Origin of the sequence: Mammaliicoccus fleurettii (assembly GCF_002018435.1) — a bacterium.
GTDB classification, from domain to species: Bacteria; Bacillota; Bacilli; order Staphylococcales; family Staphylococcaceae; genus Mammaliicoccus; species Mammaliicoccus fleurettii.
Map to the genome: position 1 here is coordinate 1 of NZ_MWJM01000021.1, position 19,477 is coordinate 19,477.

Genomic DNA, 19,477 nt, shown 5'->3' on the forward strand with positions numbered 1-19,477 from the left:
TTTCTTCGTCGATTACATTGTACTAAAGTGAGCTATATATGGCTCTTATTTTATTACACAATTATATGGACATATTCGTAAGAGGTAGTGTAAGGGACATAATTCTGAGAAATGTCCGTGTAAGAGGTAGTGTAAGGGACAAAATTCTGAGAAATGTCCGTAAGAGGTGTTGTTAGGGACAAAATTCTGAGAAATGTCCGTAAGAACTAGTATCTAAGGAGCATAATCCGGAATTCTGCCAGTTAGCGCATTCTAAGGAGCACAATTCGGAATTCTGCCAGTAAGAGCTTTCTAAGGAGCATAATTCAGAATTCTGCCAGTAAGAACAATCTAAGGAGCACAATTCAGAATTCTGCCAGTAAGAACAATCTAAGGAGCATAATCCAGAATTCTGCCAGTTAGCGCATGACCTACGCTGACCAAGCCCCGAACCCAACCACCAGCCCAACCCCGAATCCACACCAAACCCCGAACCCAACCACCAGCCCAACCCCGAATCCACACCAGCACCCGAACCCAGCACCTAACACCCACCTCCACTTCCTCCATACAAAAAAAGAGCTGGGACAATTTATCTGTCCCAGCTCTTAACCCTTATTTACTGAAATCTGGCTTTTTCACAAATAATGATGTGATAAGTCCTAATGCACCTACGACACTTATAAAGTAAAATACAAATTTTATTCCGTGTGCGATGATTTCTCGTTCGCCTAAATCACTAGATCCTCCAGTGACTTGTTGTTGGCCGATTGTGTATAGTGTAATTGCTAATGCTGTACCGGCTGAACCTGCTACTTGCATTAATGTGTTCATTGCTGCTGATCCATCTGCATATAACTGAGGTGGAAGTTGATTTAAGCCGTTTGTTTGTGCTGGCATCATAACCATTGTTACGCCTATAAATAATACGATGAATAAACATAGAATGATCCAAACGGGTGTTGTTGCTGAAATGACGATTGTAAATCCTACACTTGCAATTAGTATTGCTAAAAATCCAGCTATACCAAAGTATTTTGCACCGTATTTATCGAATAGTGATCCTATTACTGGTGATAATGCGAAGTTTGTAGCATTACCTGGTAATAACACTAGACCTGCTAATGCTGCTGATAATAGTAAACTTCCTTTTAAATAAATAGGTAATAAAATGGCTGTTGATAAAATAACAAGCATTAATAAGAAAATCATAATAATACCTAAGGTAAACATCGGGTGTTTAAATACTGTTAAATTTATCATTGGTTCTTTCATTTTCGTTTGTCGAGAACTGAATAGAATTAAAGCTATTATAGCTATAAGTAATGGTAACCATACAATTGGAGAAGTGATAGATATTTCTGCCATTGTACTTAAAGCATATATTAAACCTGCGAAACTGATTGTTGATAAAGCGATTGAGATAAAGTCAATTTTTGGTTTCGTGATTTCCGAAACATTACTTATGTTAATGAATGCAATGATCGCTAAAATAACATAAAATATTGCGCTAAACCAAAAAATGAAATGCCAACTTAATGTTGTAATAATTATGCCTGATAAAGTTGGACCAATAGCTGGTGCTAAAGTAATGACTAATCCCATAATTCCCATAACAACACCACGTTTGTTTATTGGAAAAATGTTAAGCATAACTGTCATCATAACAGGTAAGATAATACCCGTTCCTACAGCTTGTATCACACGACCAAGCATTAATACAGCAAATATTGGTGAAAATGCTGCAAATAATGTACCAATAAATGAAATAATAAATCCACCTAATACAAGTTGTCTCGTTGTAAACCAACGTGTTAAATAGGCTGAGATTGGTACGAGTATAGCAAGGACTAATAAATAACCAGTCGTTAACCATTGAGCAGTTGGTGCATTTATATCAAAATCTTGCATTACGTTCGTTAAACCCATGTTTAATGCTGTTTCTCCAAATAAACCAATAAAAGCACCTAACATTAATATTAGGGCCATCGTTTTTGGATTTTTGACTTGTACTTCTGCTATCATAATAAAATCTTTAATCTCCTTTTACTAGTGAATACACAATTGTTGTGTATTAATATTTTGCTGAGAGCATATGCAACTAGCAAAAGCATAGTGATATTAGTATTTGTATATATTTCTGTAACACTTGTTTTCAAAAATAACAACTTACTTACTTTAGCAGAATAACGCGTATATTGTCAACCAAGTTTACGAAAATAAAATGTTTAAAATAAGTTCATTAACAATCTAGTCATTAACTGCCAATATCATAACAGGCTGAGACAATTAATTTGTCCCAGCCTGTTAAAATTATTTATTAAAGTAAACTTTTATGATTGCATATTAACGATTATTTTCCCTCTAACATGACGTTTTTTTAATTCTTTTAGACCAGCAGGTAAATCGTCTTTTGAAAGTATTTTACTAACCATTGGATCAAGAAAACCTTGTGCAACTTTTTGTAACATTTCATTAGTCATGAAAGATAAGTTTTGTTTAGCTTTTAACGTACCTGCTGAATAAGCTGCTCCTAATGCAACTTCGTGTATTGAAGGCGAAAGAGAAAATGGTTTGACATTAGTTAAGTCAGGTGCACCCGCGATATATGCTAGTTGTCCTGAAAAAGCTAATCTATCTAAATCTTTTGTCGCTTCATGTTTACTTATAGTATTAAATATTAAATCTACACCATTTCCATCTGTTTCTTCTTTAATGCGTTCTGTAACACTTTCAGTTTTATAATCAATTACTACATCTGCACCTAGTTCTTTTAACCAAGCATGATTATTCTGTGAAGCAGTAGTTATGACTTTTAAACCTAATTCTTTCGCCAGTTGAATAGCGAAACCGCCAACTCCGCCAGCTCCACCATGAATCAATATATTTTTCTTTTGAAAAGTATTTAATTTTTGATAAATAGTTTGGTATGCAGTTAAACCCGCACACAATATTGCAGCAGCTTGATCAAAAGAAACATTTTCAGGTATTTTAGCTGCAGTATTAGCGTCCACAGCAGTGTATTCTGTGAAGCTTCCTTTTTTATTTAAATCCATGTGACAAGCAATAGCATCACCAATTTTAAAGTTTGTAACGTTATCGCCAACTTCAGTAACTACTCCAGCTACGTCAACGCCAGCGTAGTGAGGGTAAGACCAATTTTTGTTTCCAGAAGACTCAATTACCTGATAATCAACAGGATTAAGTGCTGTACTCATTACTTTAATTACGATTTGTCCATTTTCAGCATGAACATCTGGGATATCACCCCAAAACATTTTATCTATGTCTCCGGCTGATTCTATTAACCATGCTTTCATAAATTAATTCCCTCCAATTTAATAATCATCTTGTGAATAAGTAAGTTCATAATTATCGTAGTACCAAATAAAAATATTAAGAAGTAGGCACTTTTAGGTAACTAAGTAGACATTTGAAACAATAATATAGTCATTTATATAAGCTGCCGTCTTTTTAGTTTCTGCAAATACTAGGCTTAAGAATTCTCTATATCCCAATCCATCTTCAATATGTCTCTTAATTTATCTACGTTTTCTTTGCCAATTGCTGTGTTGAGCTGCTCTTCTATTATTTTTTTGTGTTGTTTACTTTCTAAGAAGCATGATTCACCGAGCGCTGTTAGTTGGATGGATTTTTCTTTTTTATTACCGTCTACGTCTTGAATATCGATGAGTCCTTTTTGGTTTAATTGTTTTACGAATTTGTGTACGGCTTGTCTTGATATTGTTACATGTTGAGTGATGTAAGCTATGTTTCGTTTATGTTTATATATTTTAGCCATAATATACCATTCTGAACTAGAGATGTGTATGTCGTGTGTGTCATTCCACATTTTTTCGATATGTGTACGGACTATGCCATGGCGTTCACTCAATACATCAAATAAATCTAAGTCTTGTAATTCATTATTAGATATCAAATTTATTCCTCAACTTTCTAATATAGTGATCTTCTCATCTATTCCAAAATATTTTTTTAATAGAAATTTATAATTATCATGTGTGACGGCTTCTTTTTGTTTATCATTTTGGGTCGTGATTGTTAAATGTTCGTTAGACATACTTACTCTACCATATTGTTTAGGAATTGTAATAATTAACTTTTGAACAAATATCGAATTTGGATTATGTTCGTTAAAGTCTAAATGATCAATGAAAAAGTCCCATTCTCTAGGTATATCATTTGTCTTGTATGAAGTACGCCAATGGTTTTGAGCTATTTGTTTTTGAAGATGTATAACGCCTGAATCATCTAAAATGGCACAATAATTTCCATTAGTGTCATTAATAATATGCACGTCATCTTGACTTGAAACAGGGATAGCTTCGGTTGGTAAATCTCCAAACCCGACATCTACTATATAAGATTTATCTAAATGAACGAGTGTAGTCATATGTGAACCATCTCTACTCCAACTATCATCTGGTGTATGGACTGTACCTGATATTCGATCTAATTCAAAGCCTTTTTCTGTTAAATAATGTTGAAATAGGGTGTTCATTTCATAACAAAAGCCACCACGATGTTGATGGACAATTTTGTTGAATAAATCATTAATATCTACAGAAATAGGTGTTTCATTCTGTACACTTATATTTTCAAAGGGCACGGTGTACATAAATCTTTTAATATAATGGTTTAAACTTTCGAGATTTATTTTATTAAACTTATTAGTATCTATTTTTAAATAATTTTCAAATTGTTGAATGTCCAAAGTAGTACCTCCATTAAATTTGTCAATTCTATTATAAAGGATATATGCATAGAATATGTTAATATAAAATTGATATTATACGGTTACATTATAGAAAGCTAGGTAATGCATATGAGAATTGGTGCTATTTCAGATTTGCATATAGATAGAAGTAAAGATTATTATCCGCAAGATTTTGAATACATTTTAACGAACGAAATTAAACGTCTGAATTTGGATATGTTACTCATTGCGGGAGATGTTTCAAATCATTATTTACAAACGGTTCAATTTGTTCAAAATGTAAAACACCATTCAAATATAGATGTCTTGTTTATCCCTGGTAATCATGATTATTGGAAAAGTGAACAAGATGATAAATCTTCTTATGAAATTTTTGAACATTATAAGTCGCAACCTGAGAGTATTATTGGTAATCCATATATTATCAATGATGATTGGGCAATTGTAGGCCATAGTGGTTGGTACGATTATAGCTTTGCAGACCATGAAAAGTTTAGTCTAGAAAGATTAGAACGAAGAAAATATTATGGCTCAACGTGGTTAGATAAAGAACATATAGATTGGGGAAAATCTGATCTAGAAATGTCTAAGTTAGCAGCAACCTCTGTTAAAAATGATTTAGAACAAGTAAAAGATAAAAATATTATTTTGATGACACATATCGTTACACATAAAAGATTTGCAGTACCAATGCCACATAGAATATTTGATTATTTTAATGCGTTTATAGGCACTTCTGACTTTGACCAATTTTATGAAACATATCCAATCAAGTATAGTATTATGGGGCACGTTCATTTTCGAAGTATAATAGAAGAAAGTGGCGTTCAGTATATATGTCCATGTTTAGGATATCAAAGAGAGTGGAGAACACAAGATTTGGAAACAGAGATGAAGCATACTATACAAATTATTGAAATATAAAAACATACTTCAAAGAATTTAAATGATTAAAATAGGTGATAAGATGAAAAAGTATATATCATTATTTGTCATAGCAGGAATTGTACATTCACTGTTCTCGTTATATTGGGGATTTGGTGGAGAAGCAGGGTTAACAACAGTAGGTACTTGGGTATTTACATTAAGTGCAAATTACGGAATTTGGATAAATATAGCGTTATTAATCGTTGCAGTAGTTAAATTTTTAGCAACAATCATGCCACTGACCTTAACAAATCATTTCGATAAAAGAATATATTACGTATCTTTAGTCGGTAGTGTAGTACTTATATTGTATGGCGGTTTAAATACATTAATAGGTTGGCTAAAAATGTTTAAAATAATAGAAATTCATAACTATTACACAGCATTTGGACAAGCATTCGTCTGGGACCCATTGTTCTTATTATGGGGAATAGGGTTGTTTGGATATGTGAAGATGCTAAAAAAGAGCAAAAGGAATAATGTTGTATGAAGCGGTTAGTCAGATAGTTTGAATCAGGAACATATTGGTAAATACTTAGATTAAACGCACGAAGACTTTCGGGATATCGTGCGATTCGGCTCGTAAAACAGCAAACTACAATATCTCAATTATACTTACTAGCACCCTCAATCTGGATTTTTTCGGATTGAGGGTGTTTTATTTATTTTTTTTATAGTGCTATAATTAGCAAGACTAAAATCAGTTGATTATTGTCTTATAGAAAGGAATGGATATATGTTCTTAGCTTGGAATGAAATGAGAAGAAATAAGATAAAGTTCGGGCTTATTATTGGCGTCCTGATTATGATTAGCTACTTGCTGTTCTTATTATCAGGGCTGGCAAATGGCTTGATGAATATGAATAGGGAAGCGATTGATATTTGGAAGGCAGATGCAATTGTCTTAAATAAAGATGCCAATCAAACGGTTGCGCAATCTTCTGTTAATACTGACGATATCAATGGAAAATTCGATAAAAGTGAAGGTTTAAAACAAACAGCTGTTATTGCAACTGATGGGAAATTAAAAGAAAATGCTACTGTATTTGGAATTGATGCGAAAGGTTTCCTTATGCCTAAGCTAGAAGATGGAAAACTTTTCAAGAAAAATAATGAAGTAGTAGCAGATCATACTTTGAAGACAAAAGGTTTCAAAATAGGAGATGAATTATCACTTTCGAATAGTGATGAGAAATTAAAAATAGTAGGATTCTCAGAAAGTTCTAAATTTAATGCATCACCTGTATTGTTTACGAATGATGAAACAATTAGCAAATTAAATCCCATGTTTAAAGGGGATAAAATCAATGCACTTGTAGTTAAAGATAAAAATTGGAAAGATGCGCAATTAAATAAAGATTTAGAAGTGATTGAAATAGAAGATTTTGTTACTAAATTACCTGGTTACCAAGCTCAGAATTTAACGTTAACATTTATGATTGTCTTTCTATTTGCTATATCCGCAATGGTTATAGGTATTTTCTTGTACATAATTACATTACAAAAGAGAAACTTATTTGGCGTATTAAAAGCACAAGGATTAACGAATGGCTTCTTAGCAAAATCGGTTATGAGTCAAACAATTATTATTGCTTTAATAGGTACATTGATAGGTTTTGGCTTAACAGTTTTAACGGGTGCCTTTTTACCTGAAGCAGTGCCGATTAAATTTGATTATTTAACGATGTCTATATACGGAATTGTATTAATATTAGTAGCAATTTTAGGAAGTTTATTCTCGGTATTAAGTATTAGAAAAGTAGAACCACTGAAGGTAATAGGTTAGGAGGAGCTTGTCATGTTAACATTTGAAAATGTAAGTAAATCATTTAAAGACGGTAATAGAACAATTGAAGCTGTAAAAGCGACAAATTTTAATTTAGAAAAAGGCGAGCTCGTAGCTATTATTGGGCCATCAGGTTCTGGAAAGAGTACACTTTTAACGATGGCTGGCGCATTACAATTACCATCAGAAGGCATGATATCGTTAAATGGACAAGAAATTAATCAATTTAATGAAAAACAACTTTCTAAACTGAGATTAAAAGAAATCGGTTTTATATTACAAACTAGCAATTTAATCCCTTTTCTAACTGTACAACAACAATTTGAGTTACTTAAAAAAGTAAAAAAAGATGTGATGAATAAAGAAGAGCATTCAAGGCTATTAAAACAACTTGGACTAGATAACATATTAACGCAATTACCAAATGAAATATCAGGTGGACAAAAACAAAGAGTAGCCATTGCAAAAGCGTTATATACCAATCCTTCAATTATACTCGCAGACGAACCAACAGCTTCATTAGATACGGAAAATGCAATAGAAGTAATGGAAATATTAAAAAAAGAAACTAAAGAACTTAATAAATTATGTATTATTGTGACACATGATCAAAGATTAACAACATATTGTGATAAAGTCTTTAAAATGGTCGATGGAGAATTAAAAGAACAATAATAAAAGCAGTAGAAGAATGTTGGACAAGTTTGTTGTCTTTGCATCTTCTACTGCTTTTAATTTTATGATTATTGATAGCTTCGTAATGCTTGTTCCATAATGTCCCATGCTAAATCAACATCTACTTCTGTAGCGAATTTTGCATTAGGTTCTTTTTGATACGTATTATTCAAATCGACTGACATTGTTCCATATGTTAACGCACTATCTGTTTCGATTTGGATATATGTGTTTTGTAATGTAAATATTTCTGGATTTAATAAATATAATATTGTACAAGCGTCATGAATAGGACCGCCATCCATATCGAATTGTTCTTTATACGTTGATTTGAAGAATTTCAATAATTCCACGACAAAATCTGATACTTTATTATCTATTTTGTTAAAGCGATTGATTACAGCATCGTCTGCTAATAACTGGTGCGTTACATCTAAACCAAAGACTACAACTGGAATGCCACTTTTAAATACTTTTTTAGCGGATTCTGCATCTACCCAAATATTAAATTCTGCAGTTGGTGTCCAATTTCCGAATGTACCACCACCCATAATAACAATTTCTTGTATATTGTCTGCTATTTTAGGTTCTTGAATCAGTGCCATTGCAATATTTGTTAGTGGACCTGTTGCTACTAAAGTAATAGGTTCATTACTTTGCAATACTTGATCAATTATAACGTTTACGCCATGCTCGTTTGTTTCTTTTAAATTTGGCACTTTTGGTAATTGAGGACCATCTAAACCACTTTCTCCATGAATACTTTCTGCAAATGCTGCTTCCTTGATTAAAGGTCTATCAGCTCCTGTTGAAACAGGTATATCTCCTCGATTCATAATATCTAACACATTTAATGCATTTCTTGTATTTTTATCAACTGATTGATTTCCTGCAACAGTTGTAACAGCTAATATATCTAATGAGCTTGACTTGGCACCAGCTATTATTAATGCAATCGCATCGTCGTGACCTGGATCACAATCCATGATGATTTTTCTATTTTGTACCATTCAACCACGTCCTTTTTTAATAATTTCATCTTATTCATTATACTAAAGCGGTTTCATGTTAACAAAATAAACGCGTTATAGAATAATGTAGGCTAATTAAAAATAAGTCTTGTCTTTTAATAAATTAGAGTATATAATTTTAAATCGTAACAGTTACTATTTATAAAAGGAGTGTACAAGATGAAAAAATGGACAGGAATACTATCAATTGTCTTTGTTCTTACAATGGTGTTGGCCGCGTGTAGCCAAACTGGCAACAAAGATAATGATTCAGATAAATTAAAGGTTAAAACGACAGTTTACCCACTAAAATCTTTCATAGAACAGATTGGTGGCAAACACGTAGAAGTTGAATCAATTTATCCAGCAGGTACAGATTTACATAGTTATGAACCAACTCAAAAAGATATTTTAAATGCGAGTAAAGCGGATTTATTTGTATATACTGGTGACGATTTAGATGCTGTAGCTAAGAAAATAGCATCAACTATTAAAAAAGATGATAAAAAACTATCTCTTCAAAATAGTATCGATCAATCAGCATTATTAACTGATCAACATGAACACGGTGATGAAAAAGAACACGACCATGATCACGAACATGAAGGGCATCATCACGGTGGATATGACCCACACGTTTGGTTAGACCCTAAACTTAACCAAGAAATGATTAAAGGTATTAAAGATGAATTAGTTAAAAAAGACCCTGATAATAAAAAATATTATGAGAAAAACTTTAAGAAATTAAATAAAGATTTAACTGATATTGATAAAGAAATGAAAGATATTACGAAAGGTCACCAAGGTCATACAGTATTTATTTCACATGAGTCTATTGGATATTTAGCGAATCGTTATGGATTTGTTCAAAAAGGTGTCCAAAGTATGAATGCAGAAGATCCTTCTCAAAAAGAATTAACTAAAATCGTAAAAGAAATTAAAGATACAGATGCAAAATATATTCTTTATGAAAACAATATTTCATCTAAAATAACTGACACGATTAGAAAAGAAACAGATGCTAAGCCACTTTCATTTAGCAATATGGAATCATTAACGAAAGAACAATTAAATGAAAAAGACCTTTCTTATCAGAAACTGATGAAAGAAAATATTAAAAGCATCGAAAAATCACTAAACGATAAAATTAAAACTAACGATGGTAAAAAAGATTCAGCACATGATAAAGCAATTGAACAAGGTTATTTTAAAGACAAGCAAGTTAAAGACCGTAAACTTTCAGATTATGAAGGAGACTGGCAATCCGTTTATCCATATTTAAAAGACGGCACACTTGATGAAGTATTTGAACATAAAGCTGAAGATGGTGACATGTCAGCAAAAGAATTTAAAGAATACTACGATAAAGGTTATAAAACAGATATAGAAAACATAAAAATAGCAGACAACAAGATCAGTTTCACTAAAAATGGCCATACAACAACTGGAGAATACGAATATGATGGACATGACATTCTAAAGTATGAAAAAGGTAATAGAGGCGTGAGATATAGCTTTAAATTAAAAGGCGAATCAAGCGAGGATTTACCAAAATATGTACAATTTAGCGATCATAACATTTATCCTAAAAAAGCAGTTCATTTCCATATATTTGCAGGCGATGACAAAGATAAAGTACTTAAAGAGCTAGACAACTGGCCGACATATTACCCTTCAAAACTTTCTAAGGATGAAGTAAAAGAAGAAATGTTGGCACATTAAATAAAGAAGAACCTAGACATTAATTTGTCTCAGGTTCTTTTTTAGCATTTATTTCATTTTTTTTAATTGTTTCAATATTACTTCTCTTTGTTTTTCAAGAGAAATTGGATCATTATATTGAGTTTGTTGTAAGTCTAATTTTATGACATGATTATTCTTGACTGCATCAAGGTTTTTCCAGTTAGTTGTTTGAGTAAATTGTGGAGTTTCACCCATTGTTGCTAGGATAATGTAATCGCCTGTATAATCAGAAAGTACTTCTTCAGATAATGTTGTCATATAAGCATTTTTAGTTTCTTTTTCTAATTTTTTAGGTTGAGTCATACCATAACCACCGTAAACAATTTCTGTTCCGCGTCCATAGTTTTTACCGAAAGCTGTAAGACCTTTTGGCGTTGATTGAAGGACTGTAATTGTTTTTTCGTCTACTTTATAGCCTAATGTTTTTTTATCTTCTTCTAGTTTATTTTCCCATTCTTTAATCCATTTTTTCGCTTTATCTTGTTCATTCACAATTTCTCCAAGCTCTTTAGTAGCAGATTTGTAATCTGATTTCATTGCGTCCATCTGTACAGTTGGCGCAATTTTTTTTAATTTATTGATGTTTTTATCTTCTTTAGTTGTGATGATCAAATCTGGCTTTGTTTTAGCAACATCTTCTACATTATTTTGGCCTAACATTTTAGCCCCTTTAGTCGCTTCAGCTAAAGTTTGATTTTGTTTAACAAAATCAATAACTCCTACTGGTTTATGACCAAACTCAACTAAAGCACCGATGTAGGTAGGGTGTAATACAACGATTCTTTTTGGATTTTTAGGTATATTAATTTTTTCACCATCATCTTGTTTAAATACTTTTGTTTTTGATGATGAATCTGATTTTGTTTCTGCTTCTGGCGATTTTTCTTTAGTATCTATACTGTTACAAGCAGCCAAGAATAATAATAAACATAAACAAAATGTTATCAATCTTTTCATAATATAAACCTCCTATTTAATTGATAATGATAATTAATATCAATTAAATTATATCAAGCAATCTTCAAAATTCAATACCTTATTTATATATATTTGACTTTGATTCGATATATCTATATCTTTACCTTGTATATAAATAAAAGGGGTGAAGAATTTGGTTAAACGATTAATTAGTGCAAATGCTTCAGATATTTCGGGATTTTCTACAGAAGAATTAAAACAAAGTATTAAAGCGAGTGAAGGTAGAACAGTATTGAGTGAAAATGTTGTTGTACATATGCCAGCTTTAGTACAAGATATAACAAATGCAGAAATGGCATCTGCTTTCGGAGCAGATATGATACTGTTGAATGCTTTAGATGTTATAGAACCAGATATACAAGGGTTATATAATGAAGAATATAAAGGGACTGGAAATGCTGTTCAAGATTTGAAACATCTTGTAGGTAGACCAATCGGGGTTAACTTGGAACCAGTTGACGATAAAGCAAAAATGGCCGAAGTGAAACTAGATATATCTTCTGGTAGAAAAGCGACAAAAGAAACTTTTGAACAAGCTAAAAAATTAGGCTTTGATTTTGTATGTTTAACTGGTAATCCAGCAACTGGTGTAACAAACGAACATATTTTAGAAGCGGTTAAAATTGGGAAAACACATTTTGATGGATTAATTATTGCAGGAAAAATGCATGGTTCAGGTGTAGATGAGCCAGTTGTTAATTTAGAGGCAATTAAACAATTTGTGGAAGCTGGTGCAGACATTATATTAGTACCTGCTGTAGGAACTGTCTGGGGTGTAAGTGAAGACGAAGTGCGTGAGGCAGTTCAAGTAGCACATCGTAGTGGAGCCCTCGTAATGAGCGCAATCGGAACATCACAAGAAGGATCAGATGAAGCTACAATAAGAGAAATCGCAATTAAAAATAAAACACTCGGTGTGGATATACAACATATCGGTGATGCCGGTTATGGCGGCTTAGCACCAGTAGAAAATATATATGCAATGAGTAAAGCCATAAGAGGTCAGCGACATACAGTATCTAGAATATCAAGATCTATAAATAGATAATATGAAAAATCCAACTGCAGAGGCAGTTGGATTTTTTTCATTTATTGAAAGATATGTATTTTCTGGACCGATAAAAAAAATTACCGGTCCAGAAACGAGAAATGCAGACCGATAAAAATAATTAGCGGTCCAGAAACGAGAAATACAGGCCGATAAAAAAATTTATCGACCCGAAAACACGAAATACAGGCCGATAAAAAAAATTAGCGACCCGAAAACACGAAATACAGGCCGATAAATAAAATTAGCGACCCGAAAACCCCATAAACCAATAATCAAATTCAAAACAGTTCTACTTAAATATCATGCATTTCCGTAATACTACGGAACTTTTCAAGATGCTACTCTATAATGAAAGCGTTTACAATAAAAGTGTATTAAGAAAAGTTTGGTTAAAGGAGGAATATTGAATGTCAAAACTACCGAATGATTTTCTATGGGGAGGCGCTGTTGCAGCACACCAACTTGAAGGGGCATGGCAAGAAGATGGTAAAGGTATAAGTGTTGCTGATGTAATGACAGCAGCATCTCATGGGAAACATAGAGAAATAACGGATGGGGTTATAGAAGGTAAAAATTATCCGAACCATGAAGCGATTGATTTTTATCATCGATACAAAGAAGATATTAAGCTTTTTCATGAGATGGGCTTTAAATGTTTCCGAACTTCAATTGCTTGGTCAAGAATATTTCCAAATGGAGATGATCAAGAACCAAATGAAAAAGGGCTGAAATTCTATGATGACTTATTTGATGAATGTCTTAAATATGGAATTGAACCAGTCGTAACATTGTCACACTTTGAATTACCATATCACTTAGTAACTGAATATGGAGGATTTCGTAATAGAAAGGTCGTTGATTTCTTTGTTCGATTTGCGACTGTCTGTTTTGAAAGATATCAAGACAAAGTAAAGTATTGGATGACTTTTAACGAAATTAACAATCAAGCAAATTATGATGAAGATTTCGCACCATTTACAAATTCAGGTGTGAAATACGAAGCCGGTGAAAATAGAGAACAAATTATGTATCAAGCTGCACACTATGAACTTGTAGCAAGTGCTCAAGCTACTAAAATTGGTCATCAAATTAATTCAAACTTTGAAATTGGTTGCATGATTGCGATGTGTCCAATTTATCCTGCAACTTGTAATCCTAAAGATGTGCTCATGGCTCAAAAAGCGATGCAAAAAAGATATTATTTCACAGATGTTCATGTTCACGGTGAATATCCTGGATATATGAAAAAATACTTTAAGTCTAAAAGTTTTGATTTAGATATTACGGATCAAGATGTAGAAGATTTAAAAAATGGCACAGTTGATTATATAGGATTTAGTTATTATATGTCATTTGCTATTTCACATGATAAATCCAATGAACAATATGATTATGTTGAGACACGTGATTTAGTAAAAAATGATTTTGTAAAAGCTTCTGATTGGGGATGGCAAATCGACCCTGAAGGCTTACGATATGCAATGAATTGGTTTACAGATATGTATCATCTGCCTTTGTTTATTGTTGAAAATGGATTTGGTGCAATTGATGAATTAGGAAAAGATGGTATTGTTCACGATGATTATAGAATCGAATATTTAAAAACACATATCGAACAATTTATAAAAGCAGTTGATGAAGATGGCGTTCAATTAATGGGTTATACACCATGGGGATGCATTGATTTAGTATCTGCTGGTACAGGCGAAATGAAGAAAAGATACGGATTTATATATGTGGATAAAGATAATGAAGGCAATGGAACGCTTGATCGATCTAAAAAAGATTCATTCCATTGGTATAAAAATGTCATTGCTACTAATGGCGAAAAATTATAAAACACGGAGGTTTTTATTATGAAAAAAGCTTTAATTATATGTGCAGCAGGGATGTCATCGTCTTTAATGGCTAAAAAAACAACAAATTATTTAAAAGAACAAGGACATGATATTGAAGTAGATGCAATTTCAGCAAATGAAGGTGCAAGAATGATTGAAAAACAATCTTTCGATTTATATTTAATAAGTCCACAAACAAAAATGTATTTCAAAAAATTAAAAGAAGCTGGTGATAAAGTGAATAAGCCAGTCGTTAATATACCGCCACAAGCTTATGTTCCGATTCCAATGGGCATTGAAAAATTGGCGAGTGTAATTTTGCAAGGGATGGAAGAAACGGTATAATACTCTCTATGAAATGAGGGGAAGCTTATGCTAAGTCAAAGAGAAATAGAGATACTCAGTTATTTATCACAACGACGCAACGAATTTGTTAAAAGTTCAGAAATTGCGACTATGCTACAACTCTCAGATAGAACGATTAGAAAATATGTCAAAACATTAAAGCCTGAAGTAGAAAAAAATGGTGCAACGCTCATTGCTAAGCAAGGGTATGGATACCAACTCAAAATAGACTTAATGATAGAATTTGAAAATTTTTTAAAACGTTATTTATCTAAAAATGGTCCAGAGCAAGAAAATATCAATGATTCTAAAGATAGACAGTATTACATTTTAAACTTGTTACTTTTTAATAAGGTAAGTATTACGATTGAGCAACTAAGTGAGCAATTATATATTTCAAGGTCTACAGTTTCTCAAGATATTGCATCTATTAAAAATATTATTGCTCAGTATAATCTAGGGATTGTGAGCAAGCAACAGCATGGTATAGCGATTGAAGGGGATGAAAGAGATAAACGTCATTTTATAATGGATTATTTCTTAGGAAATCATTTCTTTCATTCTATTAATAAATATTTTCAAGAAACACCACTTTTACTACAAATCAATATGGAAGAATTGGCGATCATTGTAGTTGATGAGACGAGAGAATCTAAAGTATACCTTTCAGATTATATACTTCAAAATCTAGTGTTACATCTTGGGCTCATGATTAGACGATTATTAGATGGTTATAGTTTGAAGACAATCACTTCAAATGAAGAAGTACTAACTGAAAATGAATTATCAGTTGCAAGAAAAATTCTAAATCGTGTTGAACGAATTTATAAAATATCATTTCCAGAAGAAGAAGCTAAATACATCAGCTTGCACATTATGACTAAGGGTTCTCAACTTCAAAATCAAGACGCTCAGAGTGACTTATCACAGAGAGTGTCAAAAATATTAAATAAAATAGAAAAAGATTTAGGGTTTCCGATGTCGTCTGATAGTCAACTTTTATATGGTTTAGTTACACATTTAGAACCATTAATAAAGCGCATTCAGAATAAATTTCATTTAGAAAATCCAATATTACATGATATTAAAGCGCAAAATGAATCATCACTTACTATGACTAAGACATATTTTGGAGAGTTAGAAGAACTGAAAAATCAAGAAGTGAGCGATGGAGAATGGGCATACTTAACTTTACATTTACTAGCAGCAATTGAAAAATATTACCAGCGTGAAAAGTTAAATGTGCTAGTGATTTGTGCGACAGGCTATGGAAGTGCTCAAATGCTCAAAGTCAGAGCTGAAAGAGAATTTAGTTTACAAATGAATATAGTCGATGTAATTAGCTACTATGAAATAACCGATGAAAAATTAGAACATATTGATTTAATTATTTCATCTATTGATCTATCTACAATTGTGTTTAAAGTACCAGTTATTCAAGTGAATGTGTTACTTAACGAACAAGATATTAAAAAAATAAATACATTTATTCATCATCATGATAATAAATTTTCATATAATGATGCATTAGAAGAAAATGTTGCAACAGAACAATATAGCTTGTTCTTTAACCAATATTGTAATGAAAGTTCATTTAATTATATTGAAGAGGCGATAACGAAAGAGGCGCTTTTTGACCTTTTAATTAAACAATTGAGTTTAAAAGAAGAGCAAGATTTTGAAGATAAATTGCGAAGGCAACTCAATTTTAGAGAAGAATTGAGTACGGTTGTATTTAGTGATGATGTAGCTGTTCCTCATACTGCACAACCAGTAGGCGATTATTCAAGCATAGCTGTAGCGCTCGTACCTAATGGTGTGTATTGGGACGAACAACATCAACAAATCAAACTTGTCATTATGTTATCCCCTTCAAAATATAATGACAATGAGCTCAAAACGATTATTGATATTATCGTTAATTTAATTGATTCTGATGAAAAAATAGCAGAAATCATGAATTGCAAAGATTATAACAGCTTTAAAAATTATATGGTCGGTCAATATCATAAATAAAGGGGTTTAGCTTATGGAACAAGAAGATATTCAAGTTGTTGCGTTTGAAATTATTTTACATAGTGGTACTGCGCGTACAAATATACATGATGCTTTTAAAAATATGCGCGAGGATAACTATGAGCTAGCTGAGCAAATATTAGATGAAGCAAATCAAGAAATAACTTTAGCGCATCAATCTCAAACTGATTTATTACAAAAATATGCATCAGGTGAATCCATTAATATGGAAATTATTATGGTTCATGCTCAGGATCATCTTATGACTACAATGACTTTAAGAGAAGTAGCTATCGAGATGCTTCACTTATATAAAAAAGTAAATGATGCACTTTAAAAGAGGGATAAAAAATGGATAAAAAAACAAAAGTGGAATTTGAAAAAAATAGAAAAGAAACAAGTCTTAAAGCAATGTACTTTAATCGATTTTTATTAATCAGATATATGTCAGCTTTGTTCTTTTTCTCAAATCTATATTGGTTTTTTACACTTGTGATGAGTCGCTCATTAACTTTGGTCATACCACTTGTACTAATGATCATCATTTTAATAAGTGTTGCAGAGCAAGTGCGAATGTATGGTAATCATTCGAACAATGTTAAATATACACAGTCTTGCTTTTTAAGTTTATTCGCGGTCAATGTAGCATTAATACCAATAATATTATTAACACCTTTATTTCAATATTTATATCCATTTATAGTCGACCAAACGAGTTCAAGGTTAATTGTAGCTGGTGTACTTGTCGGAGGATTAGCCGTTAGTGGTTTCATTTTGTTTAGATTATATAATATTCGACATAACAAAGATTGGCATTATAAACGATTACAAAGGTTTGAAAATGCAATGAACTAAACAAAGAAAAGGGGTCTAGGTTATGGAATCAGAAAATAAAGTTTTTGCTTTTTTAGAGAAGTATTTAATGGGTCCAATGGGGAAAATAGCTTCATTTAGAATTGTAAGAGCAATCATGGCTGCTGGTATGGCTTGTATACCATTTACAATTGTTGGTTCGATGTTTTTAGTATTAAATGTTATACCGCAAACCTTTACGTTTTTAGAAGGATTTTGGAATAGTACCTTTTTAAAAATTGGTGACTTATACATGTTAGCCAATAAGGCAACAATGGGCATATTAGCATTGTATTTCTGTTTAGTTATCGGTTATGAATACACAAAAATTTATGCTGATGAAGAAGATTTAGAAGTTAATCCGCTTAACGGTGCATTATTATCTATGTTTGCATTTTTCATGGCAATACCACAATTAATAATGGAAGACGGTAAGATGGTTCTTGTGAACATCATGAAAAAAGATGTCAACATATTTAATGGCTGGGAGATGTCAGGGGATGGTGTAAGTAGGCTTGGCACGACTGGGATATTTACAGCTATTATAATGTCCATCATCGCTGTACAATTATATAGATTATGTGTAAAACGCCAATGGATTATTAAGATGCCAGAAGCAGTTCCTGAAGGTGTTTCCAGATCCTTCACAGCTTTAATACCAGCATTCTTAGTTGCTTTTGTCATACTAACTTTCACAGGTATTTTAGTAGCATTTAATACGGATATCTTTAAAATAATTGCAGTACCATTTGGATTTGTAGTGTACTTGACGAGTAGTTGGTTAGGAATTTTAGTTATATACTTCTTAATACATGCACTTTGGATAGTAGGAATTCACGGAGCAAATATCATCAGTGCATTTATTACACCAATCGTACTTACAAATATGCAGCTAAATATAGAAGGCGCAAACATCCCATTTGCAGGAGAATTCCAAAATTCATTCGTTGTAATGGGAGGTTCAGGTGCAACATTAGGGTTATGTATCTTTATAGCTTTCTTAGCTAAATCAGAACAATTGAAAGTATTAGGTAAAGCTTCATTAGTACCGGGTTTATTCAATATCAATGAACCACTCGTATTCGGTTTACCAATCGTTTATAATCCATTCTTAGCAATACCATTCTTCTTAGCACCAATGGTATCAGCTTCAATAGGTTACTGGACAATCAAATTAGAACTTGTACAACCAATCATCGCACAAGTACCATGGCCATCACCTATAGGATTTGGCGCATTTATTGGTACAGCAGGTAGTCTAATGGCCGTATTAGTATCACTTATTTGTGGATTTGTAGCATTCTTAATATGGTTCCCATTCATTAAAATATATGATAAAAAACTAGTAGAACAAGAAAAAGGTAATGACGCTTTAATATAAGGGGAATTAAATGGCTGAGACAAATTTGTCTCAGCCATTTTGTATTTGATGTGGTATTTCGGGTTTCTGGACCGATAAAATAGTCAAGTCCATAATTTTGTGTAATATCTTTAGATGTAATCAACCTTTGGTTTTTCTAGGGTATTAACAAAATATAT

Annotated in this window: 18 protein-coding genes; 12 read left to right on the plus strand and 6 right to left on the minus strand. The window is 32.2% G+C overall.

From position 1 onward, the window contains the following. Positions 1–594 precede the first annotated feature (594 nt). The 4 genes from B2G86_RS11975 to B2G86_RS11990 all read right to left on the minus strand — a co-directional run bounded on the left by B2G86_RS11975 (position 595) and on the right by B2G86_RS11990 (position 4,714). Complete coding sequence (locus B2G86_RS11975; protein ID WP_078358420.1) at positions 595–2,004, minus strand: DHA2 family efflux MFS transporter permease subunit; 1,410 nt, start codon at positions 2,002–2,004, stop codon at positions 595–597. Positions 2,005–2,312: 308 nt separating this feature from the next. Further along, complete coding sequence (locus tag B2G86_RS11980; protein ID WP_078358421.1) at positions 2,313–3,299, minus strand: zinc-binding dehydrogenase; 987 nt, start codon at positions 3,297–3,299, stop codon at positions 2,313–2,315. Between the two features lie 176 nt (positions 3,300–3,475). Further along, a complete protein-coding gene (locus B2G86_RS11985; protein ID WP_078358422.1) occupies positions 3,476–3,919 on the minus strand; it encodes a MarR family winged helix-turn-helix transcriptional regulator in 444 nt (147 codons plus the stop codon). Positions 3,920–3,928: 9 nt separating this feature from the next. After that, positions 3,929–4,714, minus strand: a complete 786-nt coding sequence (locus B2G86_RS11990; RefSeq protein ID WP_078358423.1) for an arylamine N-acetyltransferase family protein — start codon at positions 4,712–4,714, stop codon at positions 3,929–3,931. A gap of 111 nt (positions 4,715–4,825) precedes the next feature. On the opposite strand from B2G86_RS11990, the gene B2G86_RS11995 reads away from it, so the two are divergent. From B2G86_RS11995 to B2G86_RS12010, 4 genes are all read left to right on the plus strand, one after another. Further along, entirely contained in the window at positions 4,826–5,641 is an 816-nt protein-coding gene (locus tag B2G86_RS11995; protein WP_078358437.1) for a metallophosphoesterase, read from the plus strand. Positions 5,642–5,684: 43 nt separating this feature from the next. Further along, a complete protein-coding gene (locus B2G86_RS12000) occupies positions 5,685–6,134 on the plus strand; it encodes a DUF3995 domain-containing protein (RefSeq protein ID WP_078358424.1) in 450 nt (149 codons plus the stop codon). A 246-nt stretch (positions 6,135–6,380) separates the two neighbouring features. Beyond that, positions 6,381–7,430 (plus strand): ABC transporter permease, encoded by a 1,050-nt coding sequence (locus B2G86_RS12005; RefSeq protein ID WP_078358425.1) that lies wholly within the window; start codon positions 6,381–6,383, stop codon positions 7,428–7,430. Positions 7,431–7,442: 12 nt separating this feature from the next. Beyond that, the gene (locus tag B2G86_RS12010) at positions 7,443–8,105 is read left to right on the plus strand and encodes an ABC transporter ATP-binding protein (protein WP_078358426.1); all 663 of its coding nucleotides are present in this window, start codon (positions 7,443–7,445) and stop codon (positions 8,103–8,105) included. Positions 8,106–8,173: 68 nt separating this feature from the next. Here the strand turns inward: B2G86_RS12010 and B2G86_RS12015 are convergent, their stop codons facing one another. Continuing rightward, entirely contained in the window at positions 8,174–9,115 is a 942-nt protein-coding gene (locus B2G86_RS12015; protein WP_078358427.1) for a nucleoside hydrolase, read from the minus strand. Positions 9,116–9,295: 180 nt separating this feature from the next. Here B2G86_RS12015 and adcA point away from each other — a divergent pair, with 180 nt between their 5' ends. Beyond that, entirely contained in the window at positions 9,296–10,837 is a 1,542-nt protein-coding gene (gene adcA / locus B2G86_RS12020) for a zinc ABC transporter substrate-binding lipoprotein AdcA (RefSeq protein WP_078358428.1), read from the plus strand. Positions 10,838–10,885: 48 nt separating this feature from the next. On the opposite strand, the gene B2G86_RS12025 is transcribed toward adcA, so the two are convergent. Further along, positions 10,886–11,815 (minus strand): ABC transporter substrate-binding protein, encoded by a 930-nt coding sequence (locus tag B2G86_RS12025; protein WP_078358429.1) that lies wholly within the window; start codon positions 11,813–11,815, stop codon positions 10,886–10,888. A 154-nt stretch (positions 11,816–11,969) separates the two neighbouring features. Between B2G86_RS12025 and B2G86_RS12030 the strand changes: the two genes are divergently transcribed. The 7 genes from B2G86_RS12030 to celB all read left to right on the plus strand — a co-directional run bounded on the left by B2G86_RS12030 (position 11,970) and on the right by celB (position 19,319). Continuing rightward, positions 11,970–12,884 carry a DUF7916 family protein gene (locus B2G86_RS12030; RefSeq protein WP_078358430.1) on the plus strand — a complete coding sequence of 305 codons (915 nt, stop codon included), beginning with the start codon at positions 11,970–11,972 and terminating at the stop codon, positions 12,882–12,884. A 410-nt stretch (positions 12,885–13,294) separates the two neighbouring features. Then, on the plus strand, positions 13,295–14,725 hold the full coding sequence (locus tag B2G86_RS12035) for a 6-phospho-beta-glucosidase (protein ID WP_078358431.1): 1,431 nt from the start codon (positions 13,295–13,297) through the stop codon (positions 14,723–14,725). 18 nt (positions 14,726–14,743) lie between these two features. After that, a complete protein-coding gene (locus B2G86_RS12040) occupies positions 14,744–15,070 on the plus strand; it encodes a PTS cellobiose transporter subunit IIB (protein WP_078358432.1) in 327 nt (108 codons plus the stop codon). 27 nt (positions 15,071–15,097) lie between these two features. Then, the gene (locus tag B2G86_RS12045) at positions 15,098–17,086 is read left to right on the plus strand and encodes a BglG family transcription antiterminator (RefSeq protein WP_078358433.1); all 1,989 of its coding nucleotides are present in this window, start codon (positions 15,098–15,100) and stop codon (positions 17,084–17,086) included. Between the two features lie 13 nt (positions 17,087–17,099). Continuing rightward, positions 17,100–17,423, plus strand: a complete 324-nt coding sequence (locus B2G86_RS12050; RefSeq protein WP_078358434.1) for a PTS cellobiose transporter subunit IIA — start codon at positions 17,100–17,102, stop codon at positions 17,421–17,423. 14 nt (positions 17,424–17,437) lie between these two features. After that, positions 17,438–17,941, plus strand: a complete 504-nt coding sequence (locus tag B2G86_RS12055) for a hypothetical protein (RefSeq protein ID WP_078358435.1) — start codon at positions 17,438–17,440, stop codon at positions 17,939–17,941. Between the two features lie 22 nt (positions 17,942–17,963). After that, the gene (celB, locus tag B2G86_RS12060; protein ID WP_078358436.1) at positions 17,964–19,319 is read left to right on the plus strand and encodes a PTS cellobiose transporter subunit IIC; all 1,356 of its coding nucleotides are present in this window, start codon (positions 17,964–17,966) and stop codon (positions 19,317–19,319) included. Positions 19,320–19,477: the final 158 nt, after the last annotated feature.